The organism is Robinsoniella sp. KNHs210 (assembly GCF_000686105.1).
Lineage (GTDB): Bacteria > Bacillota > Clostridia > Lachnospirales > Lachnospiraceae > Robinsoniella > Robinsoniella peoriensis.
Genome location: NZ_JMLZ01000002.1, coordinates 3,433,087 through 3,458,446, shown reverse-complemented (window position 1 = coordinate 3,458,446; position 25,360 = coordinate 3,433,087). Strand labels below are relative to the sequence as shown.

16 protein-coding genes are annotated in these 25,360 nt (G+C 41.6%); 4 read left to right on the top strand and 12 right to left on the bottom strand.

What is annotated here, in order from left to right; all coding sequences use genetic code 11:
* Positions 1 to 61: 61 nt before the first annotated feature.
* Positions 62 to 1,567 (bottom strand): L-fucose/L-arabinose isomerase family protein, encoded by a 1,506-nt coding sequence (locus CD03_RS0121810; RefSeq protein ID WP_027295453.1) that lies wholly within the window; start codon positions 1,565 to 1,567, stop codon positions 62 to 64.
* A gap of 179 nt (positions 1,568 to 1,746) precedes the next feature.
* Between CD03_RS0121810 and CD03_RS0121805 the strand changes: the two genes are divergently transcribed.
* Positions 1,747 to 2,631: an AraC family transcriptional regulator gene (locus CD03_RS0121805; protein WP_044289589.1), complete on the top strand. Its 885-nt coding sequence runs from the start codon at positions 1,747 to 1,749 to the stop codon at positions 2,629 to 2,631.
* A 15-nt stretch (positions 2,632 to 2,646) separates the two neighbouring features.
* On the opposite strand, the gene CD03_RS0121800 is transcribed toward CD03_RS0121805, so the two are convergent.
* The 11 genes from CD03_RS0121800 to CD03_RS0121750 all read right to left on the bottom strand — a co-directional run bounded on the left by CD03_RS0121800 (position 2,647) and on the right by CD03_RS0121750 (position 20,776).
* Entirely contained in the window at positions 2,647 to 4,221 is a 1,575-nt protein-coding gene (locus CD03_RS0121800) for an ABC transporter substrate-binding protein (protein ID WP_027295451.1), read from the bottom strand.
* Between the two features lie 29 nt (positions 4,222 to 4,250).
* Positions 4,251 to 5,144 carry a carbohydrate ABC transporter permease gene (locus tag CD03_RS0121795; RefSeq protein ID WP_242849136.1) on the bottom strand — a complete coding sequence of 298 codons (894 nt, stop codon included), beginning with the start codon at positions 5,142 to 5,144 and terminating at the stop codon, positions 4,251 to 4,253.
* A gap of 11 nt (positions 5,145 to 5,155) precedes the next feature.
* The gene (locus tag CD03_RS0121790) at positions 5,156 to 6,094 is read right to left on the bottom strand and encodes an ABC transporter permease (RefSeq protein ID WP_377143172.1); all 939 of its coding nucleotides are present in this window, start codon (positions 6,092 to 6,094) and stop codon (positions 5,156 to 5,158) included.
* 97 nt (positions 6,095 to 6,191) lie between these two features.
* Positions 6,192 to 7,955 (bottom strand): cache domain-containing sensor histidine kinase, encoded by a 1,764-nt coding sequence (locus CD03_RS36355; protein ID WP_052377913.1) that lies wholly within the window; start codon positions 7,953 to 7,955, stop codon positions 6,192 to 6,194.
* A 91-nt stretch (positions 7,956 to 8,046) separates the two neighbouring features.
* A complete protein-coding gene (locus tag CD03_RS36350) occupies positions 8,047 to 9,675 on the bottom strand; it encodes a response regulator (RefSeq protein WP_027295448.1) in 1,629 nt (542 codons plus the stop codon).
* A gap of 20 nt (positions 9,676 to 9,695) precedes the next feature.
* Positions 9,696 to 11,750 (bottom strand): beta-galactosidase, encoded by a 2,055-nt coding sequence (locus CD03_RS0121775; RefSeq protein ID WP_027295447.1) that lies wholly within the window; start codon positions 11,748 to 11,750, stop codon positions 9,696 to 9,698.
* Positions 11,751 to 11,775: 25 nt separating this feature from the next.
* The gene (locus tag CD03_RS0121770; RefSeq protein WP_044289588.1) at positions 11,776 to 14,376 is read right to left on the bottom strand and encodes a hypothetical protein; all 2,601 of its coding nucleotides are present in this window, start codon (positions 14,374 to 14,376) and stop codon (positions 11,776 to 11,778) included.
* 26 nt (positions 14,377 to 14,402) lie between these two features.
* Positions 14,403 to 17,018, bottom strand: a complete 2,616-nt coding sequence (locus CD03_RS34350; protein WP_052377912.1) for a family 78 glycoside hydrolase catalytic domain — start codon at positions 17,016 to 17,018, stop codon at positions 14,403 to 14,405.
* 156 nt (positions 17,019 to 17,174) lie between these two features.
* Positions 17,175 to 18,824: an extracellular solute-binding protein gene (locus CD03_RS0121760; RefSeq protein ID WP_027295445.1), complete on the bottom strand. Its 1,650-nt coding sequence runs from the start codon at positions 18,822 to 18,824 to the stop codon at positions 17,175 to 17,177.
* 44 nt (positions 18,825 to 18,868) lie between these two features.
* Positions 18,869 to 19,756 (bottom strand): carbohydrate ABC transporter permease, encoded by an 888-nt coding sequence (locus tag CD03_RS0121755; protein WP_027295444.1) that lies wholly within the window; start codon positions 19,754 to 19,756, stop codon positions 18,869 to 18,871.
* A gap of 63 nt (positions 19,757 to 19,819) precedes the next feature.
* Positions 19,820 to 20,776, bottom strand: coding sequence for an ABC transporter permease (locus tag CD03_RS0121750; protein ID WP_242849135.1), 957 nt, complete (start codon positions 20,774 to 20,776; stop codon positions 19,820 to 19,822).
* Between the two features lie 351 nt (positions 20,777 to 21,127).
* Between CD03_RS0121750 and CD03_RS0121740 the strand changes: the two genes are divergently transcribed.
* From CD03_RS0121740 to CD03_RS0121730, 3 genes are read left to right on the top strand one after another with little or no spacing between them, the layout of a single operon-like run.
* A complete protein-coding gene (locus tag CD03_RS0121740) occupies positions 21,128 to 22,945 on the top strand; it encodes a sensor histidine kinase (protein WP_027295442.1) in 1,818 nt (605 codons plus the stop codon).
* Between the two features lie 5 nt (positions 22,946 to 22,950).
* Positions 22,951 to 23,706 (top strand): response regulator transcription factor, encoded by a 756-nt coding sequence (locus tag CD03_RS0121735; RefSeq protein ID WP_027295441.1) that lies wholly within the window; start codon positions 22,951 to 22,953, stop codon positions 23,704 to 23,706.
* Between the two features lie 3 nt (positions 23,707 to 23,709).
* Positions 23,710 to 25,353 (top strand): extracellular solute-binding protein, encoded by a 1,644-nt coding sequence (locus CD03_RS0121730; protein ID WP_027295440.1) that lies wholly within the window; start codon positions 23,710 to 23,712, stop codon positions 25,351 to 25,353.
* Positions 25,354 to 25,360: the final 7 nt, after the last annotated feature.

The following is a 25,360-nucleotide window of genomic DNA, read 5'->3' as shown; positions in this document are numbered from 1 at the left end:
AAAATAAAAAAAGAAACAGCGCTTTGAGATGCTGTTTCTTTTTTGCATTGCAGTTTTCTTACTATTTATCTAAGGTTACATAATTTACATCCAGAATATCTGCTATTTTTTCATACAGGGATGCATTATGTCCTACACTCATTGCAAAATGGTGGGTTGGAGCTTCTGCAAACCACTCATCCATATAACTGTCCGGATCTTTTTTGAATTTAACCGGAGTCTGGGTATTTCCTATGGTCATAATTGTTCCGTCTGTGGATTCAGCCTCAGTTAGGATGAACTTTAATCTTCCGTCTATAGTCTGGCTGCATCCCAGAGTGGTAATTGGTCCGGTTTTTACTTTTGCTTCAACGGATACCCCGGTTCCCTGTTTTCCATGATACAGGCCCATGCCGCGAAGGATTGGTTTTCCATTTGCGATTTCCAGATGAAATGGTCCGTCATGTCCCAAAAGGATGGTTCCTTCTTCATAATCCGTTACAACGATTTCGCAGAAGGATCCTCCTTTATTAACAATGTCACAGATTTTCATTGCAAGACAGGTCTTAAGATCTCCTTCTCCGGCACATGGTATCCCCTTAGCCGTCAGCAGAGAATGTCCTACGATAAAGCCTCCCTGAAGTTTTTCATACTCTCCGCCCGGTGCGCCATGATAATAATAAGTAAGGGCATCCAAATCGTATTCTTTTACTAATTTTTCCTGTGCCACTGCCACTTTAGCAGACCACTCTAATTGTTCTTCTGTAGGCTTTTTAGCCAGCGGGTCTGCTGCCGAATCTTCACTTATTCTAAAAAACTCTGCTATCTCTTCGCGTTTTTGAGCTACTTCGTCCGGTGTTACAGTCTCCATGGCACGATTTAAATCACACATTTCCAGTACTTCCAGATGTGCTCCTGTCTGCCCCTGAAACATGGTAAAATCACTGTACATATCCAGCATACCGCTGTATGTATTTCCAAGAAAGCCAAATCTTGCTCCGGAGAGTCCGCTTTTTACACTGGCAGCCAGTACCCACTCTTCGATCTTCTTCCATGCCTGAATGGCTTCCGGACGGTTGGCGGTATTTTCATCGGTCAATGAGATCTCAGGTGTATAGTCCAGTCCCAGCAGTCCATTTATCACACGGTATTTAATTCCCGCCCGGTTAAATGCATTGGAAATCTCCGGAACCGGACATGCTCCGCAGTGAGCAAGCCATTCACCTGTCGTTGTCTGTGCATAATTAATTTTAGCCGTAGGCTGAAGATTTAAAATTACAGTATGTGCCTTGCAGTCCTGATGTACCGGCAGTATAGATCCGCTGGTCACATAAGTTCCCGCATGGGCAAAGATCAGGTCTACATTATTTGCATTAAAATACTCTCCTGCTTTATGGCCTTCCTGCTCACAGTCTACCAATCCATAAAAGAAAACCTGTGCATTTCCCATTGCCGTAATTCTATCTGAGATAAACTGCCCATATTCTATCATTCTTTCGCGAAGTCCGGGAAACTGTCCCCAATAATGTTTCAACCCCATTGTATAAACACCAATACGCGCTTTTCTGGTTTCTTTTAACTTTGCCATTTTATTTCCTCCTGATTTTATTATTATATTATGTTGTTGTCCTGTTATCACTTTACAAATCCATTGTAATCATTTATCATGGAATTATCAATCAAGTTTATTGTGCAAAAATAACAGAATCTTGTCAATCATGCTAAGCAGGATTTTACCGGATTTCACCGGATTGGGAGGCTATCAATATGAAGATAAAAAATGATCAGAACTATGAAGAGCGTGCATCATACAGCTGGTCTGAGGACTCTGTCCGCTTAATTATTACAGCCAGTAATGTGGCAAAATCCATTTATTTTTACATCCAGGAAGCCGGATATTTTAAGACCAGCGATTCTTATTTTACAGAACGTAAAAATCTGAATTCTTTTTTGATCGTTTATACCATATCCGGCAAGGGATATTTAAAATATCAGGGCTGCAATTATTATCTTACTGCGGGTCAATGCTTTTATATTAACTGTACAGAGCATCATTACTATGAAACTGCCGGGAACAGCGACTGGGAATTCTTATGGATTCACTTTAATGGAAGCAGCGCCCTTGGATATTACGAGGAGTTTGTTAAAAATGGTTTTAAAACCGTCCAGGTTCAGGACACATTTTTTATGGAAAGCACCCTTCGCAGAATTCTGGCATTAAACCAGAAGCGAAATGCCTCTACCGAAGTCCTTACTTCTAACCTGATCACTAATATCCTGACGGAACTCCTTGTACAGACAATTACTTTTGATGCCCAGACTATATTCATGCCTTCCTACATAAAAAATGTATTGAAAGATATAGATCAGAACTTTAAGTCCCCTCTGTCACTGGATGAGTTGGCATCCCGCCACGGAGTCAGTAAATTTCATCTCTCGAAAGAGTTTAAAAAATATACCGGAACTACGGTAAATGAATACATCATTGCAAACAGACTTTCTTACGCAAAGGAACTGTTAAAGTATTCTAATGATTCCGTCAATGAAATTGCTTATAAAGTAGGCATGAATCATGTGAGTCATTTTATTAATCTGTTTAAAAACAGGGAAAATACAACACCCTTGGCATATCGCAAGGAATGGCAGATTTAAAGAAGACTTTATTCTCTATTTAGTCAGGTAAGCATCTACCTGTTTTAATAATTCTTCTTTCACTTTATTGATTCCTGCCGCTTCAGCCTGCTGGTTAAATTCTGCAAGCGTTTCTTCTGCATCTTCCACAAGTCCCAAATCCAGCAGAGGAACATACTTTGTTTTTACGTTATTGAGATTAGCAAGTTCATTCTTAATATTGTTATCATCCAGGATAAAACCTGCTAATAGAGTATTTTCCTGTGCTGCGGTCCACTTTTTAGTCAGATCAACCTCATCCGGAAATTTATCCTCACGGCTCTTTTCAAACTTGTTATTTTTAAATGCCCAGGAGAATGCTGATCCAAAAGGATATTCTTCCTGCTTTTCACCTGCTCTCCAAAATCCTTCTTCGCCTATCTCTTCTGTGGGATCAATCCAATGAATATCTTTTACCCCAAGCCGAACAAGGTTGTTGCATTCTTCGTCAAATTTCAAAAGGTCTATGAGCATAAACGCACGTTCCTGATTTTCAGATGACGCAAGAACGGCTGCTCCGTCACCGGTGTATGCCCCCAGTATTTTTTTGCTGTCAGGTATTAAGTCATATATTTCGGGTTTCCATTGAGGATGTTCCTTTTCAATCTGGTTTGCCACAGCCCCGCAGGTTCCAAGGTTCCAAACGAGTGACGCACTGGTTCCATTTGTAAAGGCATCTCTTGGATTGGTGTTATTTGCCACTGCATTCTTTGACCAAAAACCTTTGTCTGACCAGCTTTTCATCTTTTTTATCCACTCTTTATATTCCGGTGTGTCATAGAGCCAGAAAATATCTTTTGCATTTGTCTTTTCATTTACTTTATAGTAAAAAAACTGATCTACCCCATTTAATCCAACCATATTATAATTGTTGTTCAGCATTGCTATACGCATTTCATAATTGTTCTGGGATGCGGCATATGGAAAGATTCCCTTTTCATTTTCAATTACTTTATCATAATACTCTTCCAGGTCATCCAGTGTCTTTAATCTTTCCAGATTATATTTTTCTCTTAAATCACCTCTGATTACAACTGCATTTGTCAGAATAGTTGGGTTATTGGCGGGTACAAAGTATGTTTTTCCGCCGATCGATGCCTGTTCAAATGCCTCTTTTGGCTCTTGCTCTTTTGTTAAGGGCATATATTTCTCTAAAACATCTGTACTGACTTCAGCAAATGCCCCTTTTGTCGCTTCCTCTGCATACATTGCCCAGGTAGAGGTATAGATTAAATCAAACTTTTCTCCTGATGAAATTAAAAGAGAGTACTTCTGTGCATAGTCACTTAAAGACATGTGATTTACTGTAAGGGTTGCATTAATCTTCTCTTTTAACTTCTTATTTAATTCTTCCAGTACAACTTTCTCTCCCGCCGCTTCATCTCCAATTACATACATAACCAGATCTGCGGGCTGCGATACATCCTGTCCATTATACTCTTTTACACTCTGTGCACTTTCCGTTTCCTGTACCTTAGCTTCACTCCCGGTTGCTTCCCCACAGCCGCCAAGTATTGCTGCTCCCAGACAAATTGACACTAACAAAGCAAATCCTTTTTTCAATCCATTCATATTCTTATCCTCCATATCATATATTGCACCTACCCCTTTACTGCTCCTACCGTTAGACCTTTTACAAAATATTTCTGCACAAATGGATAAAGCAGTACTATTGGTCCGGTTACAACTACCGTAAGTGCCATTTTCATTGATTCTATCGGAACCGTCTCCATATTCATCCCTGTCTCATCCATAATTCTCCGCATTTCCTGAGCACTTCCTACCAGTTTATACAATAGGTACTGCAAGCTGTACATTTTTTCATTGTTTATGAAAAGCATACTGTTATACCAGTCATTCCAGTATGTCAGAGCCGTAAACAGACCAATTGTAGCAACTACCGGTTTCGAAAGAGGCAGTATCAGCCTCACAAAAATGGTGAAGTCACCGGCTCCGTCTATTTTACCGGATTCGGTAATTTCGTAGGGAACCCCCGCCATAAATCCTTTTACCAGCAGAATATTCCAGACGGATACGAGCGATGGGAGAAAAAGTGCAAATAAGGTATCATTCAAGTGTAAATATTTCACACATAATATGTACCACGGAACAATGCCGCCGCTGAACAACGTGGTAAAGAAAAAGTAAAATGATATTTTATTTCTCCACTGGAAGTCTTTTCTCTGCAGCACATATCCGGTCATTGTATTGATGAAAATTCCCAATGCTGTACCTGTTACGGTCACGATGGTAGTGACTCCGTATGCTCTTAAAATTTTTACCGGATTCTTAAATATTGCTGCGTAGCTTTGCAGCGTCAGATCTCCGGGTATCAGACTGTAACCATTTTGAATAATATACTGTTCACTTGAAAACGAAGATGCAATAATAATTAAAAAAGGAATCAGGCACAATGCTGCAAATAATGTTATGAGTAAGTATCCGACAGCTCTAAATATTTTTTCCTGAACGGACATGTTTTTCCAGACAATCATCGTATCCCCCCTTAAAACAGTGCATAATCTGCTTCTGCTCTTTTCACGATTTTATTCACTATGATAATCGTGACAAAGCATAAGACAGACTGATAAAGACCAACTGCTGCTGTTTTCCCTATATCCCCGGATTGAATCAGGGAACGGAATACATAAGTATCAATTACATCTGTAGCGTCAAAAAGCGCTCCGTTGTTTCCAATTAGCTGGTAAAACAAATCCAGGCTGCCTTTGAATATCTTTCCTACTGCCAGCAGCGTCATAGTAATTATAGTTGGTGTTATGCTTGGTATGGTAATGTAGCGAATTCTGTGAAATATGTTTGCTCCATCTATCTGTGCCGCCTCATGCAAAGAGGTATCCACTCCCGCTATTGAAGCCAGGTATACCACCATTCCATAACCGACTCCTTTCCAGGCCGAAAAAGCTACGATAATATATTTCCACCAGGATGGTTCAGCATAAATATTAACGGGCTGGATACCAATAGCAGAAAGAATTCCATTTAAAGTACCATTTTCAAAATTAAATAAACTATAGGCAATGGAACTGACGATAACCCAGGATATAAAATAGGGCAGAAAAATAATTGACTGAAGTGTCTTCTTTACAAACTTATTCACAATCTCACTTAAAACAATAGCAAATCCAACCTCCAGTACGGTATTGATCATGATAAATGCCAGATTATACAATACGGTATTCCTGGTAACATTCCATGCATCTCCGGATTGAAAAAAGAATTTAAAATTACTTAGTCCGACTGTATCACTTCCGAATATCCCCAGATCATACCGAAACTGTTTAAATGCCAGGATCAGACCTCCCATTGGAAGGTAGGCAAACACAAATGTCAACAGTGCTGCCGGCAGAAGCATTAGCAATAATGTACGGTTCTTTTTCACATCATAGAGAATTCCTCTTCTTTTATGGACTTTCAATACATACACCCTCTCTCTTTCTTATTATCGAAGTTTTCTTCATATATAGATTGTATCAAGAGACCGTATTTACCGAAATCGTAATATCTTTATATGGTGTAGTAAATTATTGTGTATATTTCAGATGTATCTCTACCGTTGTCCCCTCCCCCTCTTTGCTTTTATATACCAGTCCATATCCCTGACCGCAGAGTATTAATATGCGTTCATGTATATTTCTTACTCCATATCCGCTTCCTGTCTTTGACTGGATTTCCCGGGTCAGTATCTTATCTGCATTGTTTTTATCCATTCCAATTCCATCATCCTTTAGAGTTAACACCACGTGGTCTTTTAAAACACTACCCGTTAATGTTATGGTTCCCTCCGGGTCGTCCTTTTCCATAATCCCATGCAAAATGGCATTTTCAATCAATGGCTGCAGGGTTATTTTCGGAATAGGACATTTTAACAGATTCTCCGGAACGGCAAATTCTGCCTTTACCGCATTTTCAAATCTCATATTCTGAATTGCCAGATATGCCCTGGCGTGTTCTATTTCATCTTCTATTGTTACTATACTTTTCCCCTTATTCAGAGTCATCTTATAAAATTTGGCGGTCTGAGAAACAATCTCATTAATTTCTTCGGTTTTCTTTCCGTAGCTGTACCACTTAATCATATCCAGGGTATTATACAAAAAATGCGGATTAATCTGAGACTGAAGTGCCTGTAATTCTGCATTTTTAACATGTTTCCCCAGTTCGTACTTCTCGTTCATCAGATCATTTGTTTTATGGATCATAAAATCAAAATTCTGGTATAGGGCTCCAATTTCATCGCCCCCTCCCTCTCCGATCTCTACATCTGTTTCACCTTTTTGAACCTTTTTCATATGACACATTAAGCGTTCCACCCTGTCTGTTATGGACCTGCCGGTCAGATATATCATAAAGAACACAAATACGGATGAAATCAGCATAATTCCAAAGAATCTTATCTGCATACTGCTGATATCCCGCATAATTGTCTGATACGGAATTACCGTGAGCATTGTCCAGCCAGAATGATATAGATACTTTTGACACATCAGCATCTTTCTGCCATTTACCGCTATTTCTGTAAATCCATCATCTTCTTCTATAAATTTCCTTTCCGACTCTTCCGGGTCAATAATAACACGGGGTGTACTGCCATTGACAGAGCACGCGGTCTTCTCATTATCCTTATTTACAAGACAGGTCATACTGTCTTCTGTAATGTCAGCCCGTTTCAGAATGTTTTCAATATTTAATTTTCGGATATCTACCCGCATATAGCCAATAGTCTGGCGGTAATCCACAATACTTTTAATCCGGGAGGCAAAAGAAAGTACCGGATTGTCCGCAAATCCCAGAACCTGTTTCTGGCCATTCTCCATCTGTCTGATCCATGACGCTTCCTGAATATTTCCCATACCAAACATATTGATCTGGTCTTCGGCATATAAAATATTATCGTCCACATATATTCTGATCCTGGATACATCTTCCTGGTTTTCTAATTCCTGAAAGGTCTGTCTGATGCTTAGCATATTCCAATACTGCTGCTTAATATCTTTATTCACCATATCCCCTGTTATCATCTGCCTGATCTCCTCATTGTTAGACAACTGGTCTAATACGTCGGTGACTTTAGAAAATTTATAATCCAGAAAATCATATGTCTGGGAAAAACTTTGGTTAGCAGAATAAATCAGCTGTTCTTTCATACCTTCGGAGTATGTTTGAAACACAAAAAAAGACAGCATAACCAGCGGAACCAGAATTAAAAATCCATATACCCATAGCAGCTTCGTCTTTAACTTCATTTGATGAAAGAATTTTATTTTGAAAGTATTTTTCTTTTTCATATTTATCCTCCTGAATAGCGCAATCTGGCTTTCCCCCTCTGCATATCGGCTGCGACACTGCATTAATAAGAAGTGTGAAAGGGATTTTCTTTCACACTTCTGCTTCCTGTCTATGTATTCTTTTTCTGAATTCTGCCGGTGTTTCCCCTGTATACTTCTTGAAGACCTTTATAAAATAATTACAGTCAATATATCCGGTCATTAAGGCTATATCCTTGATTCTTCTGCTTTCTTCCGCCAAAAGCTTTTTTGCCCGGGTCATTCTATAATCAATAATATACGCTGTTAATGTCATATTGCATTCCTTTTTAAAAAGAATACATAAATAAGAACTGGTCAGGGAAAGCTTCTGTGCTATGGTTGAAAGAGAAAGATCCGGTTCACTGTAGTTACAAGACACAATATATTTTACTTTTTCAGATACTGCCTGCTTTCCACCGTCCTCATTTACATTGTGGTAATATAACTCCAGCTGTTCTATCATATATGCTTCCAGCTGGCTTAAAAACCGGTATTCCCAGACAGTTTCCCGGATGATGCCCCGGGGCTGCTCCATAAATTGGGCAATCTCCTTTTGACAGGCAGTATCGGACACTTGTATTAACATTCTAAAGAAAAATTCCTTTACGGAAAATATAAATTTATGAGGATGTTCCCTCAATCTCAATAGAATGGATTGTATAAATTCTACTGCCGATTCAAATGTACCGTATTTTATAATGTCTTTGAACTGCACCAGATATTCTTCCGATAATACAAATTCTTCATTTCGCCTGTCTTCATAATAAATGATTCTGCCGGTCTCATAATAAAAGCTCTGAAGCATCGCTGCTGCTGCATTATTATAGGACTCATAGATTTTATAAAGGTGCTCCACACGGCTTCCAACTGAGACAAAACTATAACATAAATCATCCAGCAGCTCTTTTATCCACATTGCTGTTCGTTCTGTCCTGCGCACCAGAAAGGATTCTGCTTCCTTCCCAAGATCTATATGCAGCAATACCAGATGCTCATCCTTGCTTCCAATTAATGCCTGCATACCTTTCTCTGTGAATTTACTTTCCAAAAATAATTTTACATTTGTCTGTATGCTCTGTTCCTCTTGTATGAAATGATTGCCGGTCTTAAAACTGCCTTCATTTTTAATTCCCACAAGATCTACAATGATTGTAATAAATGCATGATCCGGACATATCCCCGGATAAGCCATCTTTATGTCAGACGCACGCTTTCCATTCTGAAAGCTTTTCTTAGTCAGGTCCAAAACCAGCTGATTGCGAAGGGCTGCCATACTGACTTCCAGCTTTCCATCCATCTCGGCTTTCTTCTCTTCCCAGTTTTTTCTTTCCTCCTGCACATGTACAGCATCTCTGATTGCCTGAAAAAGTTCTTCCAGTTCTATTGGTTTTTCCACATAATTAATTGCGGACAGCTGTATTGCGGATTTGAGATATTCCTTATCCGAATATCCGCTCATGAAGATTATGCTGCAATGAGGCAGATGTTCCCGAATCGCAAATGCCATTTCAATTCCGTCCATTTTAGGCATTCTCACATCCGTGAGTATAATATCCGGTTCAAAGTCCAATGCTAATTCGAACCCGGCCTTTCCGTTTTTTGCCATCTCTATCTTATCTACATGAGCGGTTTTCCAATCAATCATAGACAATATGCCTTCTCTTACGTGATTTTCATCATCTACTAACAGCAGCTTCATCTTCATTCCTCCCAGAACATTTATCTCTTTTCCTGTTTTACCACATCCATGCCTAACCCTTTTAGTTTGAGTGTATCAAAAACAGGTTTCTGATACAACAGCGAAAATCCAATTCCATTATCTTCTAGCTGAATCTCCTTCTCCTCTGTCGTATAATTTAAATAAAACTCATACTGCACGCTGTCATGATACCGTATGTGCTTTTCCACACCAATTGGTAATTTTTTAAAAGTTATCCCCAATTCACACATTATTTTCCCCAGCAGCTGTTCCAGACCGGAATCTTCTACTCTTGCCCCCAGATACCATGCTTTTCCCTTCCCAAAACGATTTACGGTAATTACCGGTGTTCCCTGGTAGAAATCCCCCGTATAACATGCCAGAATCTGAGCAGTCACGGGCTTTATAATTTCACAGAAATCCCGAATTTGGCAGACTCCCTCCATACCGCTGTCTTCGGTAAAAGCGGCACCATTCCTTTCAGAAGGGTACAGGGAATCGATCTCCTCCGTATACAGCCCGAAAACATCTTTTAATGCACCTCCCGGAAAACCGCCCAGATAACAGAGCGTATTTTCATTTACATATCCGATAAGATAAGTTGCCACCAGTTGTCCGCCTTCTGTTACAAACTGACTGAACCGTTCTTCCGTCCCGGGCTTTAACAGATAAAGCATTGGTGCAAACACCACCTTATACGGGGTTAAATCTTCTTCCTGGGATATCACATCTGCCTCTATGCCATAACGGAATAGTATCTGATACAGTCTTCTGCATTCCTGCGGATAATTTTTCTGTACACTTAACCCCGCCATATCGTTGATTGCCCACCAGTTCTCCCAGTCGAAGATAATTGCTGCTGAAGCCTTTGGTACGCTGCCCTGTACTTCCTGCAGTAATTTTAAATTTTTGCCTGCTTCTTCTACTTCCCGAAATACCCTGGTATCTGACCGCCCTAAGTGGTCAATCACGGCTCCATGATGCTGCTCATATGACCCCCGGCTCTTTCTCCATTGAAAATACTGCACGGTATCGGAACCGCATGCTACCGCCTGCATACTAGACAGGTTATGAATACCTGGCCGCTTTAGCTTGTTTACAGGATGCCAGTTGACCTGGCTTGGAACACTTTCCATGAGCATAAATGGCTGATCTCTTTTAAAAGAGCGCATAATGCTGTGATCAAATGCCGTCAAAGCAGCGGTATCAATCAGTTCCCTTTTGTCTGTACTCCATTCCGGATAACTATCCCAGGAAATGATATCCAGTTCTTTGGCCATCTTATGGTAATCCAGTCCTTCGTACAATTGCATAAAATTTGTCGTAACCGGAATGTCCGGCGTCCATTTTTTAAAAACAGCAATTTCTTCTTTCATATAATCGGTCATATTCCAGGTTGTGAATCGTTTCCAGTCCAGGTTTAATCCATGGATACTGGTCTCGCCTCCCGGCATCGGCGGTTCTATCTGATGAAAGTTGTTATATCTATGGCTCCAGAACGTCGTCCACCATTCTTTATTCAATTCATCAATATTGTCATGATATCTTCGTTTCAGATATTCCTGAAATTGTTTTTTGCAAAGGCCGCAGTAACATGCACCGCCAAGTTCATTGGAAATATGCCATAGGATCAGTCCGGGATGGCTCCCATACCGTTTTGCCAGGATCGTATTGATTTCCCGGACCTTAGCCCGGTACAACGGTGAGGTCATGCAATGATTGTGCCGGACTCCATGGTGGTTTCGTACCCCCATATTATTAACCCGCATAGCCTGTGGATATGCCTGGTCCAGCCATGCCGGCCTTGCTCCGGATGGCGTTGCCAAGATGGTAAAAATGCCATTTTCCCAGAGCCTGTCCATAACTTCATCCAACCACTCAAAATGATACGCTCCTTCCGATGGTTCATAGACCGACCAGGAAAATACCCCCAGGGTGACTGTATTTACTCCTGCTTTCTTCATCAGCCGGATATCCTCTGCTAAAATGTCAGGGCGATCCAGCCATTGCTCAGGATTATAATCCCCACCGTGGAGAATTTCGTTTACCTTAGGAAATAATAGATTTCTATTCATTTTTTATTTCGCTCACTTTCTTCCGTTATCGGTATAAATGCAGTTCCGGCGGTGCTAATAATCCAGTAGGGGATAACTGCATATGGGTAGACTGTCCATCATGCAAGCTCCACACAAGGGTATTGGCTGTTTCAATTTTGAGATTGTTTTCTCCGTCTCTTAAATACGGCGTGATATCCACCTCATAGGGATTGCCAATCAGCATCCCCGCATTAAAATCATTGAGCCGCACATCTGCACAGTCTCCTACCGAGGGCAGGCATAGAATGTACCTCTCTGCCTTTCTGTCAGATACTGAAAAATCAAACTTTCCCTCATACAAAAATGTCCCAGAGAATCTTGGAAATCCATCTTTTCCATTCATATTCGGCAGCCTTTCCCCGGAAGGAATGTGCAATCTTTTTACGAAATCAGGGTAATCTCCCGTTTCCGCCAGGGAGACCTCCCAGTCAATGTCCAGTTTTATTACTTCTTCCAGAGTGGTTTTCTTTTGAACCGGTGTATCACTACTCCCCAGATATACAGCAGATTCTCCGGGCAGCAAGTGAAGTGTAAGGGCTTCCTCCCTGCTGCATCCCGGTTCTATTTTATTATTGATCCCATCGTAACGTACAATGTACTTTTGCTCTTCATTTAAAAACCTGACGGAAGTATCTACTGCATCAAAAGGACTTTCGTTAAAGAACATATAGATATTGGAATCTTTCTGCCTATAGCAGCATGCTCTGAGATCCTTATTATTTCCCGTAAAGAAAAAGGATGGTTTACCCGTTTCCCTTACTTTTTCGGCAAGTTCATCCAGGGAGACCACAATCACATGCTTTTCAAATTCCCGACTGACAGCACTTCCGTCTGTATAATAGCGGGGGCATTCTCCCACCATGAAAACAGGAATTCCATTTTCTGATGCATGGATTGCAAAATCTGCGGCAGCTTTTGGAATGCACTCACAGTAAGGAATAATAAATGATGTGTATTCTGCTGCATTGATCCTGATTCTTCCATCAGCGGCAGCCACTGCCTCTGACGTCAGCAAATCAGCCGGGACCACATCCAGGTCCAGCTGCCCTTCCAACAATTTACGGACAGGTTTTTGAAAAAGCATGGCCTGTTTTCCCGTCCACTCCGCTTCTGCATGATAGAGTACTGCCGCATCTGCTTTATGTACTCCCCCGTTCAGCAGATGACAGCATCTGTTCATGTACTTCATAAGCAGTGTAAAAAACCGGTACTGAGGATTGTTTCCCCTTGCATAAAAATGAGGAGGGCAGTCCCTGTCCGGAAAAGTCGGAGAAAATGCATGGGGCACAAAAACATTTATTCCTCTTACCAGCATATGATCTGTCAGCCACTTCATAAGGCTGATGCCCTCGCCCCATCCATAGGCACCATAGATTTCACATAAAGCCCTCCCTCTTTTTGCTGGATCCGTATGTGCAGAGGAACTGCCCAGCTTCGCCAGACCGTAGTGGAAGAATTCACCATCCCGGTCGGAGGCAATCCACTGATGATAGGTGCCCGTAAATCCCGGCATTATCTGCAGCAGAACTACATCGATTCCTGACATATCCTGCCCCTTTTGAGCACGGAAATAATGTCCGATGCTGCAGCCCAGCCGCCCATGGGCATTATCGTCCTCAATGATATGTCCAATATATTCTGCACCCCTGTCCCTGCACCAGTTTCCGATCTGTTGGCTGAAGCAGGTGCTGACCAGGGTGGAAACACAATTCATATAGCTGCTTCTGATCCCGGCAGTCTTTTGCCCCATATCATACCACAGGGCAGGCAGGTTCCCGTAGCAGTCTGCTCCCCACAGGTTCTCAAGCAAATGTTCAAGCTCACTGCTCCAGGGCAGTTTCACATCACTTTTTCCAAGCTTATCCTGAAAATCATATCCGGGTGTATTTCCTAATTCCGGCTCATCAGAAAAAAATCCGGCAAATGTTTTTCCAAAGTCATCTTTGTACCTCCGGTAATGGGGCTCATATACCGTATCCAGAAGAACTCTTACAGAAGCGCTGTCTATGAGATTCATGTAATTTTCTCTTCCGCCATTTTTTCTGGTCTTATAAATCACAAACACCCGGTAAAAACCTTCCGGCACGTCAAAATAAAGTACTCCGTCGTGCACCTGTCCGGTCAGATTCAGAATTCCATCCCCTTTAATATCCAGAGATTCCGTATCCGGTTTGGGGCAAGCCAGTACTGCCAGCAGTTCTCCCTCTTCGCCCAGAAACGGATCAATTACCACTGCACTGTCCTTCACAGGTCCTATTACATCCATATGCCGCTGTGCAAGATAGACCTTTGCCAGTCCGGGCTGCTGTTCAAATGCCCCATTTGCGTGTCCTGTAGGAAATTTATCATCGTCCAGAATCCAGATACGAAGCTCCCTTTTTCTTGCCTCTTCCATAATAAAATCTAAGTCTTCCCACCATCCGGGACCTGCAAAATCAGGATGGGGTCTGGACTCCAGGCAGATTTCCCGAATTCCGCACCCGCAGATTCTATCTATTTCTTCTTTTATAATTTCTTTTTCTTCGCCATGCATCCATAAAAATGGCAGTATATAATTACCACCCTTACCTTTTATCAAATCCTCTAAACGCTGTGGATAAGCCATATTGATTTCCTCCTGTTTTTGTTGGTTTAATCTGTTTCCTCTATGATAAATGTCTCTTTTCCATAGAAAACATAACCATCGGATGTTGGTTTTGGTTTAAAAACACCTTTTGTATTTGGCGGAACTTCAACTTCAACCCATATTTTCCCCTGATCCCTGGTCCAGCTGGAATACACCTTTCCGTAAGGATGACCAATGGATGACCTTACATTATTAATTTCAGGTGAAAAGTACGGGCTGATAACCAGTTCCTTTAAGACATTCCGGCTCCTTACTCCCGGTAAACCTGCCAGACCACAGTAAAACCATTCTTCCACACTCCCAAGCATGAGGTGGTTCTGGGATCCATGCGGCCTTTGCGGATCCGGTCCGTCCCATTCTTCCGTCAGCGTCGTTGCACCGCACCGGACCTGGTAGCCATATCCCGGCGCGTCCGTCACATTTGTCATTTTTTCTATAATATCAGACCTGCCATATGAAGTCAGTGCCGTCATAACAAAGGGATGACCGATATCTCCCGCAGTTGTGGCATAATTTCTTTTTTCGATATCCTGAATCAGATAATCCAGTATGCCTGCTTCATCTTCCGGTTCTGCAAGACCAACAGCAAGACTCATTGCCTGTGCTGTCTGGCTTCCTGTGGCATATCTGCAAGTGGCTTTATCATAAAACTGAAGGTTATACTCTTTCTTTACCTCCCTCCCAAGTAACCTGTAATACTCTGCTTCCTTTTCTTTTCCAAGCAGTGTGGAAACAGCTGCCATAATCGTAACATCATAATAATAGATCGCCGTAGCAACTACAGGAACGGGGGTATTCTGTGAATGCGGTGTATTGGGACCAATATCCAGCCAGTCTCCCAGACCATGGTGGAGCACATGATGGTGGGTCATCCGGGTTAGATGGCTGAGATAATCCTGCATTACCCGGTAAAACCTGTCTAATATGCTTCTGTCTGCATACCTTTTATAAAGATACCAGGGATTGATAATGCAGGCGCTTCCCCACTCCGGAGAATCCAGATACCCATAATGCCATTTTTCAAATCCTGTTACGTACTCCGGGCAGATATCGGGGATCAGTCCGTCTTCATGCTGGGCCTCCTCCATATCCTGTTCTATCTTTTCATAAAGGCTTCTTATATCGTAACCGCACATCATTGACGGTCCTATCAAATGTGTCTGTTCCAGCCACCCCAGTTTTTCCCGATGGGGACAGTCTGTCAGGATGGACTTCATATTGCTTCGTACAGCCTGATTTATGATCTGGTGAATTTTATTAAATAGTATATTTGAGCATTCAAAACTCCCTGTTATTTCAATATCCGGATAAATAAATTCTCCTGTTATTTCTTCAATTACGGGCTGATCAGGCTGACTTCCATCCGCGGCAAATGCTGCCGGAACAGCCCCACTCACCTGTACATACCGGAAACCATAATAGGTGAATTTGGGCCGGTAATACTGGCTTTCTTTTTCATTACAAATATATTTCCAGCAGTATCCTTCACCGGTCACATGCTGGTCGGGACTACCGTCCGAAGCAAGAATTTCAGCAGGCACCAAGGTAATGCAGGATCCCGCAATATTTCCATTTGTTCTGAGTTTCAAACTTACCCATCCCGAGAAATTCTTCCCCATATCATACATGTACACACCGTCCGAAGTTTCCCAAACCCTTACCGGTTCTAAGGACTCCATCACTTTTAGTGGATTTGTCCTTTCCGCACGCAGTTTTCCTTTTGGCGCTTCTACTACTGCTGCCTGCTGCCAGGAATCATCTTCGGTAAATTCAGGACGCGCAAATCCCTCCTGCTCCAATCTGGCATCATAATCCTCTCCGCCATAGATTCCGGAATAAGTTATGGGACTCTGAGCCATATGGAATTCTTTATCCGAAACAATTATGGTTTTACTCCCGTCCTGATATGTAACCTGAAGCTGCAGGAGGAATTTCATATTCCCATAAGTCCGTTCAAAGTAAACATATCTCTTTTTCCTTACATGAAACATGCCGTCACCCAAAAATAAACCAATACAGTTCCAGCCTTTCTGAACCTGTTTGGTTACATCGTATGTATTATACAGGCAGGACTTCTGATAATCTGTCCATCCCGGTGACAGCACACTGTCCCCTGCCTTCTTTCCATTGACCAGCAATTCATAATGCCCCAGCCCGCATATGTAAACTCTTGCCTCTTTTATGCCCTCTTTAAGATGAAATGGTTTCCGGAAAATATGGCTTACAAAATCCTTCTGCTCACCAATCCATTTCCCGCTCCATTCTCTGCCGCTTAAAAATGCCGTTTCAAAATAAGAAATACTGCTGTACGCAGAAATTTTCTCATTCTGATCCCATACCCGGACTTTCCAGTAATACCTGGTGCAGGAAAGCAGGGGGGCTCCCGCATATATAATCTGAGTCATCTCACTGCCCTTCTGCTTCCCACTGTCCCAGATATTCCCATCGTCATTCTCTAGGCTTTTTTCGTTGTCCGATACCAGTATCTGATATGCCGTCTGAAACCACTTCTTCCCATCAACCGCTGCATTAAGCTGAATATTCCATTCAAAATGCGGTTTTGTAATGTCTAGCCCAATTGGATTTTTCCGGTATTGGACCTTTTGGCATGTTATTTCCATATAATCACCTGTTCCTTTTATCTTTACAAATCAATCCAGTATCCATTTACAGTGTATAACTTGCAGGGGATTGGCTGCTTACAGCTTACCAATCCCCTGCCCACTCTTAAATAGTAAAATATTTATATTGCATAGCAAATTTTATCTGGTTTCATATTATTCTTTTACCGAATTCTCATTCAGCATCTGCAAAGTACCCTCAAAATCATCTACCGCATACTTTACGGAATCTACGTAAGAATCCCAGTCTTTTTCTAAATCCATCTTTCCAGTAATAAAATCAACGGCTTTTTCTTTTGCAACGGTCTCGCAGGCATTCATCAGCGTAGCTTTTTCGGTAGCCTGGTCGGGATCCAGATTCAGGATTGGAGCACGGTCATAAGGAGCAACTGACTCTTCCCCGCCGTATTTGGAACTTGCAAGCCAGTATTTATCCATATGGAAACCGTCCTCTTTGCTCCACCAGGGTTCTTCTTCCAGCTGTTCTATCTGGGGCTCAAATTCCTGCGGAGTAAATACTACACCTGTCCTGCATGCCGCTGAAGAAGTCACACCGTAGTTAGCAAGCTCCTGTACCGGGTTATCCGCACCGGTGATTTCTTCCGTAAATGTTTTGGAACCATCTTCATTTACCACATAAGTCTTACCTTCAATACCCCAGTTCTGCAGTTCGATCATCTCCGGTGAATACTGGTAATCTATCATTTTTACAATCCATTCCGGATACTCGGTATTTCCTGAAATGCCAACTCCAAATCCGGTACTGGCAAGGGACAGCCCTTCTTCCTTGGAGCCCCACTTCCACGGTGTTCCATATTTTTCATTTTCCGGTAAATAGGCAAGCCCAAAATTAATATCCTGATCTTCTTTGTTGCGGTTCCAGTGCGCTGCCATACCGGACCATACGGTAGGATAAATCAGTACCTTTCCGGTAGCTGCCTTCTTATTGCAGGCATCGGCATCATCCGTAGCAAATTCAGGATCAATATAACCTGCATCATAGAGGGTTTTCAGGTAGGAAAGCATGTCTTTGAAGTTATCATCAATCGGACCAAATGCCCATTTTGTCCCGTTCCAGTAAAGTGTATCGGAAGTATGGTAAATGCCCGCAAATCCTCTGTAGAATGCATAGTTCTTATCGCTGTTGGAAATCGGATAAGAATCCGGATAAAGTTCTTTTAACTTTTTGCATAAATCACTGAATTCATCTAAATTTGTCGCCGGGGTCAGATTGTTCTTCTCCAGCAGGTCAAACCGGTATGCAAATGCTGTAAATGACTGTGCACCTATGATATCGTTATTATTTACAAAACCGTCTTTAAAATAGTAAGAAGTTCCGTCTGCATTGTAAGCAAAATTCTCTCCGCCTCTTGTCTCTTCCACAAACTTGGAGTAATATGGCATGAACTGTTTGTATTTGGCAATGTCAAGCACCTGGCCATCCTGTCCATACTCGTTTATCGTGTCTCCCCAGGAATAGGTAAACACGTCCGGCATTTCACCGCTTGCCAGAATTACCTTCTCATTTTCCCGGTAATCAAGCCATGGTGTATAAGTCCATTTAATATCCAGCTTGCATCCCAGGTATTCTTCCATTCTCTTTTGCCACTCTTTTTGTACTTCCGTATTGCCCGGATCTGTGCCAAAAGTGGAAATAGATGCCGTTATGGAAAGGGTGTTGTCCGGCAGTTCCGTAGTTTCCCCTTTGGCCGTCGTTTCTGTACTTCCAACTTTTTGCCCGCATCCCGACAGTGATGCTGCAGCAAGCGCTGCTGCCAGCAATGCTGTTACCATTTTTTTCTTCATATTATAATCTCCCTTCTTTATTGGAACGTGCTTTTCAGACACGGTTATCCCTTAACTGCGCCTACCATCATTCCCTGTTCAAAATATTTCTGCAGGAACGGATAGACAATCATAATTGGTGCTATCGTTGCGATAATACATGCATATTGTATGTTTTTAGGGTTAACCAGCTGTTGATTCATCATCTCCTGAGCACCATTCATGCCGGCTGCACCGGAGGTAAATAATATCTGGCGGAGTATCATCTGAATGGGCTGCTTTGTGTCTGTTTTCAAATACAGCAGCGGCTCAAACCACATGTTCCAGTACGTAACCAGGGAAAACAAACCAAACGTTGCAAATAACGCCTTTGAAAGAGGCATATAGATGCTAAACAGGATTCTGGCTTCCCCTGCTCCGTCTACAAATGCCGCTTCCCGTATTTCCGGTGATATTCCTTTAAAAAAGGAGCGGTAAATAAATATGTTATAAGCAGAGACACACCCCGGAAGAATAACAGACCAGATACTGTCCATCAGCCCAAGATTCTGGATTAATATGTAACTTGGAACCATTCCTCCATTAAAAAACATTGTAATTGTTAAAAAAACGGTCATGGGTTTACGCAGCACGAATTCCTTTATCATCAGTGAATAGGAAATCATAGCAGTAAAGATAAGGTTTAATGCCGTTCCCAGGGTTGCATACAGAATGGTATTGCCATACGCACTCCAGATCTTGGGATCCCCGAATACCATTTTATATCCTTTCAGATTAAATCCCACCGGCAGCCAGTTTACCTTACCGGTTGTAATTGCACTGGGACTGCTTAAGGATATGGAAATGATATTGATAAACGGATACAAGATTGTCACCATCAGCAGACACATGATGACCATCAGGATGATATCCGCTGATTTACTTCCAATATGAATTTTATTTTTCTGGTTCAATTTACTTCTCCTTCCCGTTACCCGAACACAAATGAAAACATGATTTACTTAAAGTCATTTTTATTACCATAAGCTGTTTTCAGCATTAACCTTCTGGGTGATTTTATTTGTAATGATAACCAGACCAAACGCTACAACTGATAGCATCAGGTTCACTGCCGTCGTATATTCAAAGCGGGCACCTACGATACCTTCCCGGTAAACAAAGGATGAAATTACATCGATTGCACTGCGGTTGGTATCATTCTGCATTAACAATATTTTCTGGTAATCAGAATTGAGTACCGTGCCTACATTCATAATTAACATTATCGTGGTTGTTGGCAATATGGTAGGCCATGCAATATTCTTAATCTTCTGCCATCTGTTGGCACCGTCTATATTTGCCACATCATATAGGGTCGTATCAATATTCGACAAGGCAGACAGATATATAATGGAGCTCCAGCCAAAGGTCTGCCAGATTTGGGAACCTACATACATGGGCATAAAATACTTTGTTCCTTCATTCATATTCACAGCCGCCAGCCCAAACCATCCACGGATCGTATTAAAAATTCCATCTATGGACCCAAAGCTGTTCAACATTCCCACTACAACTACAATAGAAATAAAATGGGGTATATAGGAAACCGTCTGAACCGTCTTTTTAAACATTTTACCCTTTACTTCATTTAAAAGAATAGCGAATATGATCGGCGCCGGAAAAGAAAACAGCATGGTTATTACTCCAATGCGAATCGTATTCCATATAATCTGGCCTGAAGATGGATTTTTAAAAAACGTTATAAAGTTTTTATAAAAAGGATCCAGCCAGTCACTTCCCCATACCCCCTTCGATGTTTTATAATTTTTAAATGCAATGAGAATCCCATACATCGAGCCGTACTTGAAAATTATGGTTAGCATAAGTGCCGGCAAACACAGCAAAATCAGAGTTCTTTGCTTGCCCAGCATCTTAAAAATACTGACTTTCGGCACGTAAGCTGTCTGTGCCGGTTTCTTTCTCTTCTCTCTCACTTCCTGCTCCTTTCCCTCATTTCTGAGTATCGTTTTCTTACCTGTCTGATATTATCTATTCTACTGAAAAAGGAAATTTTTAAAATGTTTATAACTCTGCTCTTTATGCAATATTCTTATGATTTTGGAAATTTATTAAATCTTTTAAAGAAATTTACATATATTTCTAATATTTTTACATAAAACATTTAATAGAATAGGCTATAATTTTTATATCCTCTTCCTCTGGCAATGCCGTTAAAATGTTCCCATTTGAGTTTTTTACATAATTCCCTGACTTTTTTCCATACAAGTTATTGAAATTAAATTGTACTATCTTGGTAGACAACAACTTAAGAGGTTACTAAAAAAATGAAAATACAGTTAAAAAAATTTACACCACTGCCACTACGGCGCCAGATGATGGTTCTTTTAATGATTATGGCTGTTACCATGGCTGGAATCATGGCATTCAGTATGTTCTCCTATTATAAATTGCAGTACCAGTCTTTGAAGACGAACCAGGACGAAAAAGTAAATCAGGTGCTCCACGAGGTTGAATATAATTACACTTATTTTTCAAAACTCACAACCAGTCTTGCTTATAATGAGCTTGTACAGAGTTACCTCATTGAAAAAAATCAGGAATCAAAGTTTGATTATGTCCAGCGGGTTTCCAATCTGCTGATCAATACACAGAACCAGGAGCCTTCCATTATTGATATTGCTGTGATTGGAGACAACGGCAATTTCAGCAACGTAGCCGGGGATTCTTCGATTACCAGCCGGCTCTTAAAGGAACTTCCAAGAGACCAGCATGATGTATTTTTCTTCGACAGGCAGAACTACTTTATCCATTCTTTAAATACCGTCTGTATTGTTGCCGGGCGATTGATTTATCCGCTGGATTTAAGCAATGCCACTCCCTGCGGAGCCGTTTTCATAGCCATAGACCCTTCCAGGTTCCTGGGCGGCTCCTATTCTCTTGACAGTACAGACCAGAAGATGATTTTCCTGGATCAGAGCCAGAATCTTCTGTTAGGGGATGAGGAAATCTACCAGGCATACTTAAACAAACGGTCCGGGGATTCTGTTATTACCTATTCCAATACGGAATATACCTATGAATCCCATGGGATTCCCGATACGGGATATGAGTTAATCTCCATCATTCCAAAAGGCGCACTCTTCCAAAAGTTAATTAAAACCGTAGGCAGCCAGTATTTTATTACTCTGGTTATTTTTATTATAGTCTGTACTTTTTTAATTTACTTTATCTCCCGTTTTTTCAATACGATTGCTGAATTAACCGGAATAATGAACAAGATTACCTCAGGAAACAGACGGGCGCTGAAAGAACGTATCCATCTTGATGAGAAATCTTACGTCTGTCTGGAAGCCCAGACCATTGGAAATGCCTTTAACCAGATGCTGGATGAAGTGGATACCTTAAACCGTGACATTTTTAATACCTGCACGAAGATGTATGAAACAGAGATCTACGCCAAAAAAACAGAACTTGCTTTTTTAAGAAGCCAGATTAATCCCCACTTTTTGTATAATACCCTGGCTTTAATCTGCGGCATGTCCACAGAAGGAAGGTCTGATGATATTATTAATATTTCTCAGGCTCTGGCGCAAATTCTGCGTTACAGCATTAAAGGAAATGAATTTGTAACTTTTCGGGAAGAACTGGAAATTGTGAAGTCTTATCTGATGATTCAATCCACCCGTTTTGAGGGGCGATTTACCATAGAGTACAGTATTTCCGATGAAATAATGGATGCATGTATCCCGAAAATGATTTTGCAGCCCCTGGTGGAAAACTCCATTGTCCATGGTCTGGAGAAACTGCTGGAACCGGGGCATTTGCAGATAGGAGGAATGCATGATTCTTCCAATGATACACTAATTATCTGGGTTTATGATACCGGTGAGGGCATTTCCGTCCAAAGACTGTCCCAGATCCGTGAAAGTCTGAACCGCCCGAAGACAATGCCCTCTTCTATGGAAGAATCCCTCTTCGTAGATTCCCCCGGCGAGGAATCCGAGAGCCTTGGACTTTTAAATGTAAACAGCCGTATCCGCCTGTATTATGGGGAACCCTACCATTTAATAATCGAATCAAAAGAACATATCGAAACGAATATTCAGATTCGTATTCCATTTCAGCTGCAAAGAAAGGAGTAATCATAATGTACAGAGCAGTCATTATTGATGATGAAAAATGGGTGATTAAAAGTCTGCGGGCACTTCTGCTTAACCAGGAATACTTTGAAATTACCGGTGAAGCGTATAACGGGCTGACAGGACTTCAATTAATTCTGGATCAACGGCCGGACCTTGCATTTGTAGACATTAAAATGCCCGGACTCGGTGGGCTGGAACTGCTCCAGGCAGCAAATCTGGAAAAGGTTGATACCGTTTTTACCATCATAAGCGGACATGCAGAATTTGCCTATGTGCAAAAAGCAATGACGCAGAATGCAATCGGCTATTGCCTCAAGCCATTTTCTCCTACGGAAATCCAGGACAGTATCCTGCGGGCATATGAAAAAGTGGAATTCCTGCATTCAATGGAAAAGAAGAAGAAAGAACAAAAAGAAGAAGACCTCCCGATATTTCCGGTTAAAAACCGAATTGTCAGGTGTATGCTGTCTTATATTCATGAACACTGCAGTGAATGCATCTCGATTCAGCAGATTGCGGAACATTGCAGCGTTAATCCAAATTATGCCAGCCAGTTGTTTAACCAGGAAATGAATAAAACCTTTAGCTGCTATGTGACAGAACTCCGTATAGAACAGGCTGTAAAATTACTCCAGGACACCGATCTCCCCGTTTCCGAGATCGCACTGAAGACAGGTTACCGGGATTACTTTTATTTTGCCAAAGTATTCAAAAAGACTATGGGAATTACACCAACCGCCTACCGCAACAGGGAGGATTGAGTTATGAAAATAAAAATAATGATTTTATTAATAATGTCCGCTCTCTTTTGTTTTCTCTGGGGCTGTAAGAACGGCGGGCCCGGTGAAACTGAAAAGAAACTTCCGGAGTCCCTGCAGAATGCTGATTTGAGCCAGCATCTGGAGATCAGCATTGGATTCTGGAATATCCAGGCAATGGAAAACAGCAAGGAAAAGGATGGGGTGTGGCGTTATCTGGAAGAACTGTTTAATATAACGATAAAACCCGTTAACCTGAACTGGTCCGATTACAACGAGCGCTATCTGGTAATGGGTGTATCTGATTCCCTGCCTGATATCTTTGCCGCAACGACAATAACGGGTACCTCGGAAAATAATGCGCTTTCCCTTTCGGATATGATCTCGCGAAAAATGCTCTCGCCTCTGCCGGAAGATCTCTCAAAGTACCCGGAGGTTAAGAAAACAGTAGACTCCCTGCAGCATTCTTTAGAGCAGAAAGACGGGAAAATATATACGTTTCCCAGAAATTCCTTTGGCGATATGGATTTGTCATCTTCGGATGCTGGACTGCTCGTGCGCAAGGACTGGATGGAATCGCTGGGGATAACAGAACCTGAAAATCTGGATGCATTTATTGACATGACGGTAGCTTTTGCGGCAGAAGATCCGGACGGGAATCATATCGATGATACAATCGGATACAATGTGGGAAACCGCACGGCACTTGGCAAATGGCTGATTCTTGGTATTGCACCTGAGTGTAATGTATATACCTGGGTAAAAAAAGACGGACAGTTTCTTCCCTCTTATCTTCTGCCGGAATTTGAAGATGTGGTAAAGGCGTATCGAAAGTTGTACGTCAGCGGCGGCCTTGACCCGGAGTTTTATCTTAAGAAGACGGTAGACTCCGTCTATGATTTTGCAAGAGGAAAGCTGGGTGCCCTGGAATATAAGACTTCTCCGGCAGCCCTTTCTGAGATTAAAGCTTATTGGAACCACTACCACGATGAGTCGGAACCATTTGAAGATGCCGTAAGTATCTTAAATATTTTCCCCTGTTCGGATGGGAAACGATACAGCAACAGCAGTTCCCCTTTCTGGTCGGAATCTCTGTTTTCTTCCCATGTTGACGAAGAAAAGATGGAAAGAATTTTATATCTGTACGAATACCTGCTGTCGGAAGAAGGATGGTATCTCACTAGATTTGGCATAGAGGGGGAGGATTATGATTTCAAGGACGGGAAATACTCCTGTCTTCCGGATGCCTCCAGTGAAAATGTATCAGAGCTGCTTCTCAAAAAGTATCCCTCATTAAATTTATTTACCAGTCTTGCCTCTTGGGGCGGGTCCAATGATGATTTTGTATCCAGCGAACAGAATAATAAAAGGTATGGACGAAAGATTATGGAAATGTCCAACGGAGCCCTTCACTGGAATCAGGAAAACACCACGATGGTTGAACGGCCCTATGATTTTTTGCAAATGTCAAAAGAAGAGTCTGATATATTTTCAACTTCAACTATGATAGATGAGTTCACCAAAGTCATTATTGGCAATGAAGACCCTGTAAAGATGTGGAAAGAAGTCTTTAACCGCTGGAAGGAAGACGGTATACTGACTTACATAGATAATTTAAATAAACAGGCAGAAATGCTGAATATAAAATAAAGCTTAA